Below are 18,445 nucleotides of genomic sequence, written 5' to 3' on the forward strand. Positions count from 1 at the left end.
TGTTGCTGCATTGCCAAAGTTTATGCTTTTGGAAATGAGTTTACAGTTTTAACTGAAACACTTTTTAGATGTTTGTAAACACAATAAAATTGGGAAATCTGTTGCGCGGATGCGCGGTGTAAGTAAAGCGAGTGGCCGGTTGCGATCATGTATGGAAAGATCAAGCTTGATTTGCTTTGTTATCTTTTAATGAACCAGCTCAGTATTTTTAAGAACCATTTTTTGCGGCTGCTTTTTCGCCGCTTGTTTGTATCAGTTTTCTCTTGGAGAAACTGATACACTTTCTTCAACGGATCGGATAAAAATCGCAACGTTTTATTGTTGCCTCGCTCTGCTTATCTTACAGGCACTTGTGTTTGCAACGCAGCAAAATACTCTTTCAAAGTGATTTTACCGTTCATAAGTTCCATGTACAGAATGTCTGGATCAACTTGTGTAGTTTTCAAAGTAGCTACCAGTTCTTTGTCGAATAATAATTCTTTAATAAATGACATAATATTTAAATTTTGTTCAGTACTCAATACAGGAATCGAACCTATATATGAATGTTACTTCATCGTCCCCAGGACCAAAGAGTTAAATATGCAATTTGAAAATCGTTAAGTTAATTTGCAGGCTGCAAGTCGCTGAATATTCGCGTAAGACAATCATCTAAAGAAATTCGCAAGCTTTTTAAGAGTTTTAAAAAAGGGGCCGGCTGTAGAAACAGCAGCCCTCTAACGATTGCTTGCCATATGAAAAAATCTTCAAAAATCTCTTTAATGCGGTGAAGTCATTTTCAGTACTTCTCCTTTTTATCAAACCCTCTTTTTCTTTCTCTTCGTTTTCCGTTCGCTTTGTTTGATGATGTAAAAGTAGTGTGAGGAAAGTCGTGTTTAAAACCAAGTTTATTACTCTTTCATGACGCCAAATCTGGTAGATAATTTTTAGAACCCTTTACAGACGGGCGTTTTAACAAAAAAAACGCATGAAGCCCAACGGAATTTTTCGGCAGTTTTTAGTTGACTATTGTTAGTTTTTTAGCCTTTTAATACAAATTTTCGCCCCTTTTTACAACAATCAATAACTGCAACGATCACTTATTGGCCTGCGCCGTCTATTGATTTGCGTTTACGAGCAGTTGTCTGAATGGATCAGGCGTAAAGCCGATTGTTTTTTGAATAGCGCAGATAATGTGCAACACTGCTGTGGCCAATTTAAAGGCAATTCCACTTAAAGCTAATTCGTTGCACACGAGCAATTCTTTTACCTCTTCTATTTTTTTCAGCATAAAGTATTGCTCAATGGTTGTATCCCGATGGCCTTCAACTATGAAAGTCGCATCGTCATTGCGAGGCCTGAGGAGAAAGAATGTCTGCATTAAACAACCAAAGTCAGTGCAGTAGCGAGCGGCCGAAGCAATCTCTGGCAACGACTCATACGAGATTGCTTCGGCCACTCGCTGCTGTTCGATATTAATTATGTAAGGCAACCAGCCTTTCTCCGCAGGCCTCGCAATGACGATGCAGCCTTGTCTAATCTAACGAAACAAGAGAATTATTGAAGGCTTAAATAAGAAAAGAATATTACACTCAACCCACTCAGTTCTTTAATTACTTCTTCATTCCTTCTAATTGCTTTTGCATATTAAACATTTCATCACGCAATCTTGCAGCTTCCATGAAGTCGAGATCGCGGGCAGCTTTTTCCATTTCCTTTTTAATTTTTGCAATGGCTTTTTCCATTTGCGGAATGGTTTTGTATTGCTCCTGTTCTTCCGCAGCAACCGGCACCAGATCCTGGTCCCTCTGAATAGCATAAGGATCCATTGGATCATAGCCTTTAATGTCGAGCACCGACGTTTGTGCAAACACTTGTTCTTTGCTCTTTATAACTGTTCGTGGTGTAATGCCATGTTCAATATTATAGGCAATTTGTTTTTCACGTCTGCGAGTCGTTTCATCAATGGTGCGCTGCATACTGTCAGTCATCTTATCTGCATAAAAGATTACAAGGCCATCGACGTTTCTCGCAGCGCGACCTGCCGTTTGCGTGAGCGACTTTTCATTACGCAGGAACCCTTCTTTGTCTGCATCTAAAATTGCTACCAGTGACACCTCCGGCAAATCAAGGCCTTCTCTCAACAAGTTTACACCTACCAACACATCAATTTCACCGAGCCTCAACTGTCGCAATATTTCAACACGCTCCAGCGTATCCACTTCGCTGTGTATGTATTTCGATTTAATGTTAATGCGATGCAGATATTTATCCATTTCCTCTGCCATGCGTTTAGTAAGCGTTGTTACCAACACGCGATCGCCTTTTGTAACGCGCTTATCAATTTCATCGAGCAAGTCATCAATTTGGTTCACGCTTGGCCTTATTTCAATGGGAGGATCAAGCAAACCCGTAGGCCTTACTACCTGCTCCACCACTATACCGCCCGTTTGCTCCAACTCAAAATCGCCGGGTGTAGCGGAAACAAATACGGTTTGATTCAACATGTTTTCGAACTCATAGAAATTCAATGGCCTGTTGTCCAATGCTGATGGTAAGCGGAAACCATAATCCACCAACACCAGCTTTCTGCTTCTGTCGCCACCATACATACCGCTGATTTGTGGAACGGTTTGGTGACTCTCATCTATCACACACAAAAAGTCGTTCGGAAAATAGTCGAGCAAACAGAAAGGTCTTGTTCCCGGCTGGCGCCTGTCGAAAAATCTTGAATAGTTTTCTACACCATTACAATAACCAAGTTCACGCATCATTTCCACGTCATAATTTACACGCTCACTTAATCGCTGCGCCTCAATGAATTTTCCCACGCCTTTGAAATATTCAACCTGTGCGTTGCTCTCATCTTGTATTTCATAGATGATCTGCTGCATCATGTCTTTCGGAGCGATGTATAAATTGGCAGGAAAGATCGCTGCGTTGTCAATTTTCGCAATACGCTTGCTGGTGTTTACATCAATGCTTTCTATTTCTTCGATATCATCGCCAAAGAAAGTGATGCGATAACCATAATCCACATAGGGAAGATTGATGTCGATGGTATCACCTTTTACACGAAAACTTCCGCGGCCAAATTCTCCCTGGCTGCGCACATACAACGAGTTTACAAGAGAGTGAAGGAATCCCTGCCGCGAAATGGTTTGGCCCTTATGTAATCTTACAATACCGTTTTCAAATTCGGTTGGATTACCGATACCATAAATACAACTGACAGAAGCAACAACGATGATATCGCGTCTTCCGCTAAGCAGCTCTGCAGTGGCTTGTAACCTAAGCTTGTCAAGCTCTTCATTTATGGAAAGGTCTTTTTCTATGTAGGTATCACTCACTGGCATATACGCTTCCGGCTGATAGTAATCATAGTAGGAAACGAAATACCCTACGGCGTTGTCCGGAAAGAATTGCTTGAACTCCCCGTACAATTGCGCCACGAGTGTTTTATTATGAGTCAGAACGAGCGTTGGCTTTTGCACATTTTGAATAACGTTGGCCATGGTAAATGTCTTACCGGAACCTGTTACCCCAAGTAGTGTCTGGTATTTTTCACCATCTAACAATCCTTGCGTGAGTTGTGCAATAGCACCCGGTTGGTCGCCTGATGGCTGATATGGTGCATGAAGTTTGAATGGCATCTTACGAAGTTAAGGAAAAGTCCTAGGTGGCAGGAGCCACAAGGCAATTTGAAAATTTGAGGATTTGAAAATTCTTTTTGTGAAGCTTTTCGATTTTCAGATTAGCTATCCCAAATTCCGGGAAGCAAATACTAAATTCAAAATGATGCGCCTAAAGCATTTTCAAATTTTCAAATCCTCAAATTTTCAAATTAATGCCCTATCACACGCTTAATATAGCTTGAGAAGTCTACGATTATGCAATCATAATCTTCATTCATTAAATGTGAGGCCATTAAAAAATCCGCAGTTGACCTTGTAGTGGCGATAGGAATGTTCCATACACTTGCCAGGCGCAAAAGAGCTTTGATATCCGGGTCGTGTGGTTGGGCTTCCATTGGATCCCAAAAGAATATCAGCATGTCCAGGCTGCCTTCAGCGATAGCGGCACCAATCTGCTGATCGCCGCCGAGAGGACCGCTTAAAAATTTATTTACAGATTGATCCAAAGCATTCTCAATCATGGTACCCGTGGTTCCTGTACCGTATAATCTATGTTTTGCAAGCGTGGTCTTGTTATGCAAGGCCCATTCGATTAATTCCTGTTTCTTGTTGTCATGAGCAACCAATGCTATCCTTTTGCGGGCTCCAAGTGTTCTAGTAGGCATATATATATATCGTTTATACAATTAAGTTAAAAATCTACCGTTTCATCTTATGTTGTTACTTGTCGGCACGGTGTTTGTTAACATGTTATTCACAACCCATTAAATGAAATTCTTACTACCCTTTCTTATAGCAGCATTCTGTGCGGTTAACGGATATGCTCAGACTGCGCCATTGCCGGTACAGCCATCAGACTCTGTAACGAATAACCCCGAACTGATCTTATCTGCACCTCTTCTGAAAGAGAACAATACCGTTATTTTACAATGGCAGCCACAACTCAACGGCAAAGAAACAAGTTTTTATACAATTGAAAGAAGCAGCAATGGTTTAACATTCGAAACGCTTGCGATAACAAGATCTGTTGCTAAGCAAGATTATTATGAGTTCGTTGACGAATCGCCATTGACAGGAAGCAATTATTATAGAATAAAATATACAATTGCTGACTCTGCACGTTACTCTTCGATCCAATCTATAAATGTAAAAGGAAGCTTCTCTTGTAAATTCTACCCGAATCCTGTCGACAACCTTTTAATCGTAAAATCCGACAAAAATGTTATGCTGTACATAGCAGACATGAATAGTAAGATTCGCATTTCTAAATCGATTGCACAAGGAATTCAGTTCGTCGACGTATCAAATCTTGAAAAAGGTTACTACATTCTTACATTGATACAAAAGGATGATAATAAATGGATTACGGACAAATTAATCAAAAATTAAGTCAAGTTTTTTATAGTATTTTTACTAATACCGCTTTGTGGTATTGTGTATGTAATTAATAAAGCATATTATTGCATTGGTTTTTCATAGGATATTGGATTTTAAAAACGGGGTTGAATGTCTATTCTGACCCCTTTTTTGTTTTTATAACTTTCCATGGTTTAAAAAATACTCGCTCCTACTTCAAATCCACTTCATCTTACTATTTTTATCGCCACTATTTATAAGTCTATGTTTTCAAAGTTTTTTACTGCGTTCTTACTGACAGGTTTCGTTGTCGCCAGTTGCCATAATACTCATAAAGAAAAAGAAGAGGATAAAAGCAAACTAGAAGAAAAAGAGTGGAAGCCTGCGGGTTCGTTAAAAAATTATAAATGTGTTTTAGGCGCGAGAAAAATCATTACACTTCCAGATGGCACAACGGTCACCCTTGGGTCTTCCTCAACAATTACCGTTCCTGACGACTTCAATAAATTATCCAGGGAAATTGGCCTGATAGGCAACGCACTCATTGAAGTAGTGAAAGACAGCTCCAAACCTTTTATCATACATACGAGGCATTTGCAGAACACCACAACAGGCGGCACGTATTGGATCATTGCGCCAGCCTCGAGCGAAGGAGAAACCGTCGAAGTCGTGAGCGGCACCTTGCATGCAAATAAAGCCTATCCTTCTCAATTTAATGAACCAGAAATATTAAAAGCCGGTGAGATGGTAATGATTAATCACACAATAGATTTGATGGAGAAGGAAACATTTGACACAACAGAAATTAATAAATGGAAATCGAATGTTCTTGTGTTTAATAATGCCACGGTTTCCGAGTTTGCGAAAGAATTGGAAAATTGGTTCGGTATTTCTGTAACGCTAAATGGCGATTTCTCGAAGTTGCCTCCAATTACCTACACTTTTACTCAAGCAACCCTGCAACAAATCCTTGAAACCATCAACAAGAGCCATAACATTAAATATTCGTTGGAAGAAGAGAGTTTGGTGCTGAAGAAATAGAGAGCACACAGATGACACAGATTAGACTGATTAACACAGATTTAAATGAACGATTCGTGAATTTATAAAACAGTTGACTGAAGGCAAGATCACATTTCTTGAAGACTCCATTATAACCAATCAGCGTAAATCTGTCCAATCCGTGTCATCTGTGTGCGCCGTCAAAAAAATAATCCCACCTGGAAAGGCGGGATCTTTTACTAACTAACCCATCATTCAAAAACTTATTATGCAGACTGCATTTCTTTAACTTTTTCTCTGATTTTGCCTTCGATCTCGTTGGAAAGTTCTGGATTGTCTCGCAGCAAATTTTTAACTGCGTCACGACCTTGTCCCAACTTATCAGTATTATAGCTGAACCAGCTTCCGCTTTTCTGCACGATTCCAAGTTCAACGCCCATGTCGATAATCTCACCTACTTTGGAAATACCTTCACCAAACACGATATCGAATTCTGCAGCGCGGAAAGGAGGAGCTACTTTGTTTTTTACCACTTTCACTTTTACGCGGTTACCAATCGCTTCATCGCCGTCTTTAATCTGAGCGGCACGACGAATATCTAAACGAACGGATGCATAGAATTTAAGAGCGTTACCGCCGGTTGTTGTTTCAGGGTTACCGAACATCACACCGATCTTTTCACGCAACTGGTTAATAAATATGCAAATGGTATTTGTTTTAGAAATGGTTGCCGTTAATTTTCTCAGCGCCTGGCTCATCAATCTCGCCTGAAGACCCATTTTGCTGTCTCCCATTTCACCTTCCAACTCGCCTTTTGGAACAAGCGCGGCAACTGAGTCAATTACTACCACATCTAATGCTCCAGACAGAATCAATCTGTCAGCAATTTCAAGAGCCTGCTCACCGTAATCCGGTTGAGATATTAATAAATTATCTACGTCTACGCCTAATTTTTGAGCATAAGAGCTATCAAACGCGTGTTCCGCATCTATAATGGCACACATACCGCCTTTTTTCTGAGCTTCAGCAATTATATGCGTCGCAACCGTTGTTTTACCTGAAGATTCCGGCCCGTAAATCTCAACGATACGGCCCTTTGGCAAACCGCCTATTCCCAGCGCCACATCCAGTCCAATTGAACCTGTGGAAATCACCTCCTGAGGTCCTGTCGCCTTTTCGTTCATCATCATCACAGATCCTTTCCCGAAGTCCTTATCGATCTTTTCCATCGTAAGCTTCAGCGCCTTAAATTTTTCTGCATTTTCTGCGTTTGCCATATAATCTAGTATTTAGAGATCAAAATTATTGATTAGGTAAAGTTAGCACAAGATTTTTATTAACACTAATTTATTTAGCATTTCTCGCTAAAATATTTGGCCTGGCTTTTATCATAATCGGCCCAAACTTCACCTAATCCAATACGGTCAATACTTTCGCCTCAAAACGCACTGCCGAAATTTTCTATAAATAAAAATGATATTAATCACTTCTTATTAAAATAAACGCCACCTCGTAGCCCGCTGCAGTTTAATAATTTAGCGGCGTCATTTCTTTTACTAATTTTTATACGGCTATCAACTTTACATAGACATTATATGTATTGTATTTAATATAAATCCTGAAAAAAATTTCTGAAATGGGTCTTCATATCCTTGTTATTAATAGCGGAAGCTCCTCTATCAAATTTTCACTTATTGAGGTTAATACCCAGAAAACAATTATTTCCGGTCTCGCGGAAAAGCTGGGTCTTGAAAAAGCAATTCTCCATACAAAATACAATGGCGAAACCCAAACCATTGATCTTGAAAAGAACAATCATGAGACTGCCATGCAGGCGATTTTAAAAACACTGGGCGAAAAAGGCCTGGGCAAGGAGATCACAGCCGTCGGCCACCGAGTGGTGCACGGAGGAGAATATTTTTCTTCTTCCACGATCATCACTCCCGAAGTGCTAAAGGCTATTGAAAAGTGTGTGCCTTATGCTCCATTACACAACCCTGCTAACCTCATAGGAATTACAGGTGCATTGCAAGCCGTTCCCGAATTACCGCAGGTTGCAGTTTTTGACACGGCTTTCCACCAATCGCTTCCTCAACATGCTTATTTGTATGCTGTTCCGATGGAGTGGTACAAAGAGCATGGTGTGCGTCGCTACGGATTTCACGGAATAAGTTACCGCTTCGTGATGCAGGAGGCTGCGAAATCTTTACAAATTCCGCTTGAGAATAGCGCCTTTGTTTGTGCGCACCTGGGCAACGGCGCCAGTATAACGGCCATTCTTAACGGCAAAAGTGTTGACACCTCCATGGGCTTTACGCCTCTCGAGGGTCTTGTAATGGGAACCCGCTCCGGCGACCTTGATCCGGCGCTGATCGGCTACTTATCAGACGTATTGAAAAAAGACGCTCACGAAATAGTCGATATGTTAAATAAAAAAAGCGGATTGCTAGGTCTGTCAGGTCTCAGCAATGATATGCGCGAACTGGAAGCTGCTTCGGCAAAAGGCGACGAACACGCAAAAATGGCGATCGAAATATTTGTTTTCCGCCTTGCAAAATACATTGCTGCCATGTCTGTTTCACTGCCAAGGGTAGACGCTTTAATTTTTACCGGAGGTATAGGTGAAAATTCTGCTTCACTTAGGAAAAAGGTCTTGGAAAGATTGGCCGTGCTTGGATATTTTGTTGATGAAGCAGCCAACAACGAAACGACCCGTGGCAAGTCTGGCCTCATTTCCAACCAACAAAGCAAAAAAGCAATTGTTATCAATACGAACGAAGAGTTGATGATTGCTATGGATACGGCGGCACTGGTGAAGTCGTAGAGATTAGCACACGGATTGGACTGATTTACACGGATTCTTTTAATAACTGAATAATAGAATAAATGAAGTCTTCAGCCAAGCCCGAAAATAATTTCGCAGTTTGATTGGCAGAAAAAAAATCTGTGTAAATCAGTCGAATCCGTGTCATCCATGTGCAAAAAGAAACACAAACATTAAAACATTTTCTTCATGCGAACATATTATATAGCTCCGGTAGGCCCAAGTGCAGCACTCACTTCCGTTTCTTTAGGATTGGTAAGGGCGTTGGAGCGTCTTGGAGTCAAATCCGGATTTATTAAACCAATAGCAGATTCTTTGCTGTTGGGGAAAGATGCTGAGCGATCCGGCTTTTTTGCGGAAATATTGTACAACATTCCATTTACGCATCCTTTAACTATCGAACACGTTGAAAGATTACTGAGTGAAGGCAGCAAGGAAGGCCTGATGGAAGAGATCGTTTCGCTGTTTCAGCAATCTGCAGAAGGGAATGATGTAGTGATTGTCGAGGGGCTGGCCCAGGACTTCAACAAGCCGGTACTTACGGCTCTTAACACTGATATTGCCCGCAACCTGAGAGCAAGTGTAATACTGGTTGTTTCAGCAGATCAGATACAAATATCTTCCATAGCCGAGCAACTGGAAATTGCCGCACAGCAGTATGGCACTGACAAAACAAGTTTTGCCGGATTCGTGATCACCAAAGCAGATCCTTCATTAAACATCAACGCGATCATGCAGGAGCTGCAGGCGCACAGCAAAAGTATCAGATCGGGAAAATTGCCTTTGCTTGGTGTAATTCCGTTTGATAATACATTGCTTGCTCCGCGCATACTCGACATTGCGAATCATCTTAAATGTAAGGTTTTATCAGGTACTGCGGCATTAAGTACATCCCGTGTGACGAGATCAATGGTGGTTTCGAGATCAGTGGAATACATTGTTGATTTGCTAAAACCGGGCGTTCTCGTTATTACTGCAGGCGACCGTGATGATGTTTTGATGGCAACAACCCTCGCTGTTCTTCGCGGCGTGCCGATCGCGGGAATTTTGCTTACAAGTAATTTCGCTCCCAAAGAAGCAATCAGAAATTTATGTGCACCAGCGCTTGCGCAAAATATTCCCGTGCTGATCACGGAACATAATTCCATTGACACTGTGAATATTTTAGCCAAACTGGATACGCATATTCCAATAGACGATACGGAAAGAATTACCCGGCTGGTCGATCACGTGGCAGAATATTTAAACATCGATTCTTTAAAGGAAAAAGTGGGGGATCTTTCCGAAAAACGTATGCCGCCTGCCGCTTTCCGCTATCAGCTTATACAAGCGGCGCGTAAAGCAGGCAAGAAAATTGTTTTGCCGGAGGGCGAAGAACCACGTACGATCCAGGCTGCTGTTATTTGCCACGAAAAATCCATAGCGAAATGTGTGTTGCTCGGCAAAAGAGAAAATGTGCTTGAAATAGCCAATGCGCAAGGAGTTCAATTACCTTCTGATCTTGAAATTATTGATCCTGATATTGTACGGGCAAAATATATCAATGGTTATGCGGAGTTAAGAAAAGAAAAAGGAGTGACGCCCCAACAAGCAGAGGACCAACTGGGCGATAATGTTGTTCTTGGCACCATGATGGTGGTGATGAACGAGGTGGACGGATTGGTTTCAGGAGCCATTCATACGACCGCTAACACCATCAGACCTGCTTTACAATTGATCAAAACTGCGCCGGGCACGAAGCTGGTTTCATCTATCTTCTTTATGCTGATGCCCGACCAGGTATATGTGTATGGCGACTGCGCTGTGAACCCAGATCCGTCCGCTGAAGAGCTGGCTGACATTGCTATACAAAGTGCCGATTCCGCCAAAGCTTTTGGCCTCGATCCTAAAGTAGCGATGATCTCTTATTCTACGGGAAGTTCAGGAACCGGCGCTGATGTGGAAAAGGTAAAAACGGCTACGTTGATAGCTCAGGAAAAACGGCCGGATATTTTGATAGATGGCCCGTTGCAATATGATGCCGCAACTGTAGAAAGCGTAGGCAAACAAAAATCCCCGGATAGCCTTGTTGCGGGCCAGGCGAACGTATTCGTTTTCCCTGATCTTAACACAGGTAATACAACCTATAAAGCTGTTCAAAGAAGCGCCAATGTAGTAAGTGTGGGACCAATGTTACAAGGTCTTAAAAAGCCTGTAAACGACCTTTCCCGTGGTGCATTGGTCGATGACATTGTGTACACCATCGCATTGACAGCCATCCAGGCAACACAGTCTTAGGAAGTGGGCACACAGATGACACGGATTAGACTGATTTACACGGATCTTTTGCTAAATCTGGTTTTGGGTTGGGGGCAATAAAAAATTAAAACGGTCTATAAAGTTTGAATTGTCAAACTTTATAGACCGTTTTAATTAAAAGCTTATTGATTTCCGACCTGATTGAATAGAAAAAAATCCGTGTAAATCAGTCTAATCCGTGTCATCTGTGCGCCAATTATTTCGCTAAATTTGTCAGCATGAAAAGATCTGGTGCTGCTGATTTACCTCTTCACTATGGCTATGTGCCTCAATGGCTCGCCGAACGTATGGCCAGGCTGGGTTTGGCCATTACAGAATCCATTATTACAGAATACGGAAAAGCGGCAATGCTGAGTCGGCTAAGTGATCCATTCTGGTTCCAAAGTTTAGGAGCGGTAATGGGTATGGATTGGCATTCTTCCGGCATCACGACTTCTGTAATGGGTGCTTTGAAAAGAGCAATCAATCCACATGCAAAAGATCTTGGTTTTTACATCTGCGGCGGCAAAGGAAAATATTCGAGGGAAACGCCAGCCGAGCTTTTTAAACTTGCCAACACACATGGTCTTAATGGAAACGAATTGGTGCGTTGCAGCAAACTCTCCGCTAAAGTTGACAACACGGCCGTGCAGGATGGCTTTCAACTATACACCCATAACTTCATTGTAAGCACCGAGGGCGATTGGACGGTAATACAGCAGGGAATGAATCCTGCGGATAAAACGGCCCGCCGCTATCACTGGCACTCTGCCAATATCAAATCATTTGTCGAAGAACCACATACGGGTGTTTGTGGAATAAACCAGGGACAGATTTTAAACATGACCGCTGTAGAAGCGGCACCTTCGCGTTCCGGAGTGTTGCAGCTTACCCACGAAAAACCCGAATTGATGATGAAGGAAATCCAGCAACTGATCATGCCGGGCCACCATGATGTACGGGCAGAGGATGTTGATTTGAAACGGTTGGGTTCTGTGTTGTGGCTGGCGCATGAAAACAACCCAAAAAATTTTGAAGAGATGCTATTGCTGGAAGGAGTTGGTCCACGAACATTACAATCTTTAACGCTTGTAAGCGAGGTCATTTATGGAACACCCTCACGGTTTAAAGATCCCGCACGCTTCTCGTTTGCGCATGGCGGTAAGGATGGCCATCCATTTCCCGTTCCCATAAAGGTTTACGACGAAACAATCCATACTTTGCAAACTGCCGTATATAAGGCAAAGATTGGGCAAAGCGATAAACAGGAAGCAATAAAAAAACTTACTGAAATTGCCCAACGTGCTGAAAAAGATTTCATACCCAACGACAACTTCAACGAATTAATAGAAAAAGAAAGAGCCGATTCCTGGAAATATGACGGCCGCACCGTGTTCGACAAATCCAAAAAGCCACGCAATATTCAAATGAGATTATTCTAAGCCTCTCAAATTAAGATCGTTTTGTTCTTTGAAAGCTACCGTCTTTTTTCTACTTTGTACTCGCCCTTTCACTAAGAGACCTCTTTTTTTCATTATTCAACACCTTAAACATTTTAAAATGAAACACTCATTTGGTGCGCTTATGCTCTTCACATGTTTGTATGCGGTTACTGCCTGCAACAACAATCCGCAAAAGCCTCAGGTAACAGATCCAACCATGCCAGTCGTCGAACACATTGACAGCTCTGCGAAAAAAGCAGAAAAGAACAAAGCAACAGCACTCGCTTCTATGGAGGCTTTCAACGGCCACAATGTTGATGTGATATTAAAGGATGTCGCCGCTGATGTAACAGACTACGGGGACGGATCAGGAATGGTGGTTAAAAGTAAGGACACCATAAAAGCGATGATGAGCCAGTATTTCAAAGCCTTTCCGGATGCGAAGGGAGAAAATTTCAGTGCAATGGCAGATGGAAATAAAGTGGCCGTGTTCGGCACTTGGAGCGGAAAATTCACTAATGAATTCATGGGTATGAAGCCAACGGGTAAAAGTTTCAAATACGACGATGTTGACATTTTCACATTCAACGATGGCGGTCAGATAACTTCTCACCGGAATGTACAGTCATCGAAGGTTATGTGGATGCAGCTTGGAGTGAATATGAAATAACTGAGTAACTGAATAATTGAATAATTGAATAACTGGGTGTATCAAGTGTAAGAACGAAAGTTACATTTAAACCACTCAGTTATTCAGTTATTCAATTATTTTCTAATGCGCTTCCAGCCAATTATCCCCAACACCCACTTCTGCAATTACCGGAACGCCATTCGGCAGCGGCATTGCGTCTTGCATGCATTCAAGGATCACAGGCTTAATGATCTCTACTTCGTCTTTTACAGCATCAAATACCAACTCATCATGCACTTGCAGGATCATTTTTGATCTAAAGTTTTTCTCTTTAAACGCCGAATGCACTTTCTTCATTGCCATTTTGATCATGTCGGCGGCAGTTCCCTGGATAGGTGAGTTGATGGCGTTTCGCTCGGCAAAAGCGCGAACTGTAAAATTGGAGGAGCCGATATCACGCAACCACCGCTTGCGTCCCATCAGCGTTTCCACATAACCTTTTTCGCGTGCAAACTTTACGGTCTCATCCATGTATTTCGTAATGCCGTTGAATTCTTTTTTATAATTATCAATGATCTCTTTCGCCTCTGTTCTGCTGATGCCAAGATTATCCGCAAGGCCGAATGCGCCTTGCCCGTAAATGATGCCGAAGTTTACGCTCTTGGCTTTGTAACGCATTTCTTTGGTAACGTCTGCTGCATCAACGCCATAAACTTTTGAGGCAGTAGCTGTGTGAATATCTATGCCGGACCTGAATGCTTCACACATGTTCTTGTCACCGCTTATGGCGGCAACAATGCGCAGTTCTATTTGCGAATAATCTGCACTGATCAGTACATGTTCTTCATTGCGTGGAATAAATGCTTTTCTTATTTCGCGACCTCTGTCCGTGCGGATCGGAATGTTCTGAAGGTTGGGATTGGTGCTTGCCAATCTTCCCGTAACGGCAACGGCCTGCGCATATGAAGTGTGCACGCGACCTGTTTTGCGATTGATCATTTCAGGAAGGGCGTCTACATACGTCGATTTCAATTTTGTCAATTCGCGGTAGGCGAGAATGTCGTCTACAATTTTATTTTGCGAAGCAAGTTTCAACAAAACGTCCTCGCCTGTTGCGTATTGGCCGGTACGTGTTTTCTTCGCTTTAGGATCAAGTTTTAATTTTTCAAATAACACTTCACCCAATTGTTTTGGAGAAGATAAATTGAAACGAACGCCTGCCTGCTTATAAACGTTTTCTTCTGCTTCTTTGGCGAATTTGTCGAGCTCTTTGGAATATTCATTGAGGAAGTCAACGTCTATTTTCACGCCTTCAAACTCCATGTCAGTAAGCACTTTCACAAGCGGACTTTCTACTTCGCGGAAAACTTTCTCCACTTCTTTTTCTTTTAACAGTGGAACAAATGCATTTTTAAGTTGCAAAGTGATGTCTGCATCTTCACCTGCATACTCTTTGATTTTATCGAGCTCCACATCGCGCATATTGGTTTGGCCTCTTCCCTTTTTACCAATGAGTTCTTCAATATGCACAGGTTCATAACCGAGATATTGCGCACTTAGCTGATCCATGCTGCGTTTTCCATCCGGTTCAATTACATAGTGCGCCAGCATGGTATCGAAAATTTCGCCTTTCAGCTCATGGCCATACCATTTCAATACTAGCAAATCATATTTTATATTTTGACCCACCCATTTTTTTGATGCATCGTTGAACAGTGGTGCAAACTGTTGTAATATGGCTTTAGTTTGTTCCTGGTCTTTGGGGCATGCAACGTAGTATGCCTCGGTTGGATTTATCGAAAAGCTTAATCCCACAAGCTCTACGTCATTTGCATCGAGTCCCGTAGTCTCTGAATCAAAACAAACCTCTTCTGCCGCGAGTAGCTTTTTTACCAACTCATCAATTTCGTTTGTGCCCTGCACTGCAATATATTCATGAGGCGTATTAAGAATATTTTTCCCAACGATAACTTCCGTTTCTTTCTCTACCACTACCACTTCAGGTTTTGATACAGCATTGCCAAACAAATCGGTTTGCACACCAACAGTTGTTTTAGAAATAACAGTTGTTTCTTCATTAACAGCTACAGAAATTTCTTCACCCAAAATCCTTTTCATCACTGTCTTAAATTCAAGCTCACCAAACACTTCACGCAACGCATCTTTGTTCCACTCTTTCAACTTGAAATCTTCTTCATGAAATTCAACAGGAACATTCGTGATAATGGTCGCCAGCTTTTTGCTCAAGATCGCATTCTCTTTTCCGTTGCGCACTTTTTCACCGAGAGCGCCTTTTATCTTGTCTGCATTCTCTAATACATTTTCCAGCGTACCATATTCTGCCAATAATTTCGCTGCTGTTTTTTCTCCCACGCCCGCAATGCCCGGAATGTTATCCACCGCATCGCCCATTAAACCAAGTATGTCAATTACCTGGCTCACATCTTTAATGTTCCATTTTTCGCACACTTGCTCAGGCCCCATTATTTCCACATCGCCGCCCTGGTAGCCCGGTTTGTAGATCTTAATCTTTTCGCTTACGAGTTGCCCGTAATCTTTATCCGGTGTAACCATGAAGACTTCGTAACCGGCGGCCGCAGCTTGCTTGCTTAATGTTCCTACAACATCATCAGCCTCAAAACCATCTACTTCAATGCAGGGAATATTGAATCCTTTGATAATTCTTTTGATATCGGGAATGGCAATTATCAGGTCTTCCGGCGCTTCTTGCCTGTTCGCCTTATAGTCTGTAAAATCAGTATGCCTTTCGGTAGGCGCTTCGGTGTCGAAACACACGGCCATATGTGATGGCTTCTGATTGTTAATAAGTTCAAGTAATGTATTGGTGAAACCAAATTGTGCGTTGGTATTTTTTCCAGTTGATGTGATGCGCGGATTGCGGATCAATGCATAATAGGCACGAAAAATAAGTGCCATTGCGTCCAATAAAAAAACTTTCTTTTCCATTTCGCTAAGGTAGAGAAAGAACGCAGATTGTCAAGATTAGTTAAGATTTTGATTGTGGTACAACGCCAGATGTACAGTGTACTTTGGTCAATACAGGCGCTAAAATTTAAAAATCTTATCAATCATGATAATCTTGACAATCTGCGCTCTCTCTACTATATTTACCCGCTTTTTAATTAAAACCCTTTTCAACCCTTCTAAAATGAAAAAGATTATCCTTTCCTTATGTACTGCATTTATTGCAGTTAGTTCTTTCGCGCAAGATGCAGATCGCACTTACAAACCATTTAAAGTTGATGTTACTACCGGCGTTTCCATATTGCAAGGTTCCGGAACGAATATTGGTTTTCCATTTGCCATTGAGCCCAAATACGCTGTACTGGAGCAACTGGCTGTAGGTATCCGTTGGGAGGGACTTATGGGCCTCCACAACATTTATTCAGATGTTGACAACAGTTCCGAAGCCGATGTAACGTTTGGCTCATCTTACATTGCGACGGCTGATTATTATTTAAACAATAACACGTTCAGACCATATGTAGGTGCTGGTCTGGGAATGTACAAAACAGGCAAGATCACCTACAAAGACCCCGAAGATAACACCCACGACTATAATGCACCTAAACCAAGCAGCTTTGGAGGCATGCTACGTGCCGGGTTTGAAGTAACGCATTTCAGAATGGGCCTGGAATACAATTTTGTGAACAACACATTCGTGAGCCCATACACTAACAAAGACATAAAAAGCGGCTACTTCTCTATCAAAGTAGGTGTGCATATTGGTGGCGGCAAATACTAGAGAGACGGAACGCAGATTATCATGATTGATCAAGATTTTTATCTAGTCATAAGAGTCTTAACGATCATGAAAATCTGCGTTCCTTTTCTTACAGAACCGCGTTCAGTATCAGCACTCCAACCAACCCCAGCACGCTTACAATTGTTTCCATCAGCGACCATGAAGCGAATGTTTGTTTTAGGCTAAGATTAAAATACTCTTTGAACATCCAGAAGCCGGTGTCATTTACGTGAGAAAACATTAAACTGCCTGCGCCAACTGATAAGACCATTAACTCCGGTTTTGCCTGACCATGTAAAACCAACGGCGCTACAATACCTGCAGCTGTGAGACCGGCAACGGTTGCCGAGCCTAGCGTTATTCGTATCAAAGCGGCAACGAGCCATCCGGCAATGAGCGGCGAGAAATTATATTGTGACGCGATTTTGGTTATGTAATCTCCAGCGCCGCTTGTAGTAAGCACTTCTTTAAAGGCTCCGCCAGCAGCGATGATCATCATGATTATGGCAATCCCCGCAATAGCGTCTGTAAACAATTGCATGGTGGATTGCATGTTCCTTCCCCGCTTAATGCCCAACCAGTAACCGCTGGCAACCGATGCAATCAACAACGCAAACACAGGATCACTTATAGCTTTACATACTTTGAAAAAACTAGTTTCAGGTGCCACAAATGTTAGCAACAACGATGGCATGGCAATTAACAAGACAGGCAACAACGCGATGATAAAACTGGTGGAAACCGGAGGAATGTCGCCCGGCGTTTGCCAATTTGTTTTTGCATCTTCCTTTAAAACAATCTGAAGATTTTTAAACCTGCTGCCGAAAATAGGACCAGCAATGGCAACGATGGGCACGGCGAGTATTAAACCATAGAGCATTGTTTTACCAACGTCTGCCTTAAAAATGGAAGCCAGTCCAACAGGCCCGGGATGCGGAGGTAAGAACCCATGTGTAACTGATAGCGAGGCCGCCATTGGTATCGCAATAAATAACAAATTTTTCCTCGCAGCTTTTGCGATCGAGAAAACAAGCGGTACCAAAATCACAAAGCCGGCATTGTAAAAGAGTGTAATACCAACGAGAAACCCGGTTGATAAAACGGCCCACTGAATATAGCGTTCGCCAAAAACTTTTATAAGCGTGTTGCTTATTTGTTGCGCCGCGCCGCTTACTTCCAGCATTTTTCCCAATATCGCGCCGAGACAAAGCACGAGTGCCATGCCTCCTAATGTACTGCCAACGCCGTTTTGCAAAGCCAGCAATACTTTATCAAACGGCATTTTTAATGCAAGCCCAACCAATATTGCCACAATCAGCAATGCTATGAACGGACTTATTTTTTTAAGGGTGAGAAACAGTAGTAAAATGATTCCGAGGAATATGATGAGTAATGGCATAGATCCAATTTGAAAATTTGAGGATTTGAAAATTTGAAAATGCCTGAGTGTTGCGGTTCGTGAAGACACGAACCACGGCAACCGGCAACTGCTCCCGGATATTTGAGGAGTATATTAAAAAATAAAAAGTAGCA

At 42.1% G+C, this 18,445-nt stretch carries 14 protein-coding genes; 7 read left to right on the plus strand and 7 right to left on the minus strand.

The features are described 5' to 3' along the window. Positions 1 to 335: 335 nt before the first annotated feature. The 4 genes from QJ048_RS03260 to QJ048_RS03275 form a co-directional block, all read right to left on the minus strand. On the minus strand, positions 336 to 494 hold the full coding sequence (locus QJ048_RS03260; RefSeq protein ID WP_217791061.1) for a hypothetical protein: 159 nt from the start codon (positions 492 to 494) through the stop codon (positions 336 to 338). A gap of 602 nt (positions 495 to 1,096) precedes the next feature. After that, a complete protein-coding gene (locus QJ048_RS03265) occupies positions 1,097 to 1,438 on the minus strand; it encodes a hypothetical protein (RefSeq protein ID WP_282332896.1) in 342 nt (113 codons plus the stop codon). A 154-nt stretch (positions 1,439 to 1,592) separates the two neighbouring features. Beyond that, a complete protein-coding gene (gene uvrB / locus QJ048_RS03270) occupies positions 1,593 to 3,632 on the minus strand; it encodes an excinuclease ABC subunit UvrB (protein WP_282332897.1) in 2,040 nt (679 codons plus the stop codon). Between the two features lie 191 nt (positions 3,633 to 3,823). After that, the gene (locus tag QJ048_RS03275; protein ID WP_282332898.1) at positions 3,824 to 4,279 is read right to left on the minus strand and encodes a methylglyoxal synthase; all 456 of its coding nucleotides are present in this window, start codon (positions 4,277 to 4,279) and stop codon (positions 3,824 to 3,826) included. A 103-nt stretch (positions 4,280 to 4,382) separates the two neighbouring features. Between QJ048_RS03275 and QJ048_RS03280 the strand changes: the two genes are divergently transcribed. Further along, positions 4,383 to 5,003 (plus strand): T9SS type A sorting domain-containing protein, encoded by a 621-nt coding sequence (locus QJ048_RS03280; RefSeq protein ID WP_282332899.1) that lies wholly within the window; start codon positions 4,383 to 4,385, stop codon positions 5,001 to 5,003. Between the two features lie 231 nt (positions 5,004 to 5,234). Further along, on the plus strand, positions 5,235 to 6,011 hold the full coding sequence (locus QJ048_RS03285; protein ID WP_282332900.1) for a FecR family protein: 777 nt from the start codon (positions 5,235 to 5,237) through the stop codon (positions 6,009 to 6,011). A 227-nt stretch (positions 6,012 to 6,238) separates the two neighbouring features. Here the strand turns inward: QJ048_RS03285 and recA are convergent, their stop codons facing one another. Then, positions 6,239 to 7,249 carry a recombinase RecA gene (gene recA, locus QJ048_RS03290; protein ID WP_282332901.1) on the minus strand — a complete coding sequence of 337 codons (1,011 nt, stop codon included), beginning with the start codon at positions 7,247 to 7,249 and terminating at the stop codon, positions 6,239 to 6,241. Positions 7,250 to 7,608: 359 nt separating this feature from the next. Between recA and QJ048_RS03295 the strand changes: the two genes are divergently transcribed. The 4 genes from QJ048_RS03295 (at position 7,609) to QJ048_RS03310 (ending at position 13,185) form a co-directional block, all read left to right on the plus strand. Next, positions 7,609 to 8,796: an acetate kinase gene (locus QJ048_RS03295; RefSeq protein ID WP_282332902.1), complete on the plus strand. Its 1,188-nt coding sequence runs from the start codon at positions 7,609 to 7,611 to the stop codon at positions 8,794 to 8,796. A gap of 189 nt (positions 8,797 to 8,985) precedes the next feature. Continuing rightward, positions 8,986 to 11,073: a phosphate acetyltransferase gene (gene pta, locus QJ048_RS03300; RefSeq protein WP_282332903.1), complete on the plus strand. Its 2,088-nt coding sequence runs from the start codon at positions 8,986 to 8,988 to the stop codon at positions 11,071 to 11,073. Positions 11,074 to 11,312: 239 nt separating this feature from the next. Then, positions 11,313 to 12,515, plus strand: a complete 1,203-nt coding sequence (locus tag QJ048_RS03305) for a DUF763 domain-containing protein (protein WP_282332904.1) — start codon at positions 11,313 to 11,315, stop codon at positions 12,513 to 12,515. A gap of 118 nt (positions 12,516 to 12,633) precedes the next feature. Then, positions 12,634 to 13,185 carry an ester cyclase gene (locus QJ048_RS03310; RefSeq protein ID WP_282332905.1) on the plus strand — a complete coding sequence of 184 codons (552 nt, stop codon included), beginning with the start codon at positions 12,634 to 12,636 and terminating at the stop codon, positions 13,183 to 13,185. 102 nt (positions 13,186 to 13,287) lie between these two features. On the opposite strand, the gene polA is transcribed toward QJ048_RS03310, so the two are convergent. After that, positions 13,288 to 16,113 (minus strand): DNA polymerase I, encoded by a 2,826-nt coding sequence (polA, locus tag QJ048_RS03315; protein ID WP_282332906.1) that lies wholly within the window; start codon positions 16,111 to 16,113, stop codon positions 13,288 to 13,290. A gap of 202 nt (positions 16,114 to 16,315) precedes the next feature. Here polA and QJ048_RS03320 point away from each other — a divergent pair, with 202 nt between their 5' ends. Continuing rightward, the gene (locus tag QJ048_RS03320) at positions 16,316 to 16,912 is read left to right on the plus strand and encodes an outer membrane beta-barrel protein (RefSeq protein WP_282332907.1); all 597 of its coding nucleotides are present in this window, start codon (positions 16,316 to 16,318) and stop codon (positions 16,910 to 16,912) included. 88 nt (positions 16,913 to 17,000) lie between these two features. Here QJ048_RS03320 and QJ048_RS03325 read toward each other — a convergent pair whose 3' ends face one another. After that, complete coding sequence (locus QJ048_RS03325; RefSeq protein WP_282332908.1) at positions 17,001 to 18,311, minus strand: GntT/GntP/DsdX family permease; 1,311 nt, start codon at positions 18,309 to 18,311, stop codon at positions 17,001 to 17,003. Between the last annotated feature and the right edge of the window lie 134 nt (positions 18,312 to 18,445).

The organism is Pinibacter soli, assembly GCF_029961145.1.
GTDB lineage: Bacteria > Bacteroidota > Bacteroidia > Chitinophagales > Chitinophagaceae > Pinibacter > Pinibacter soli.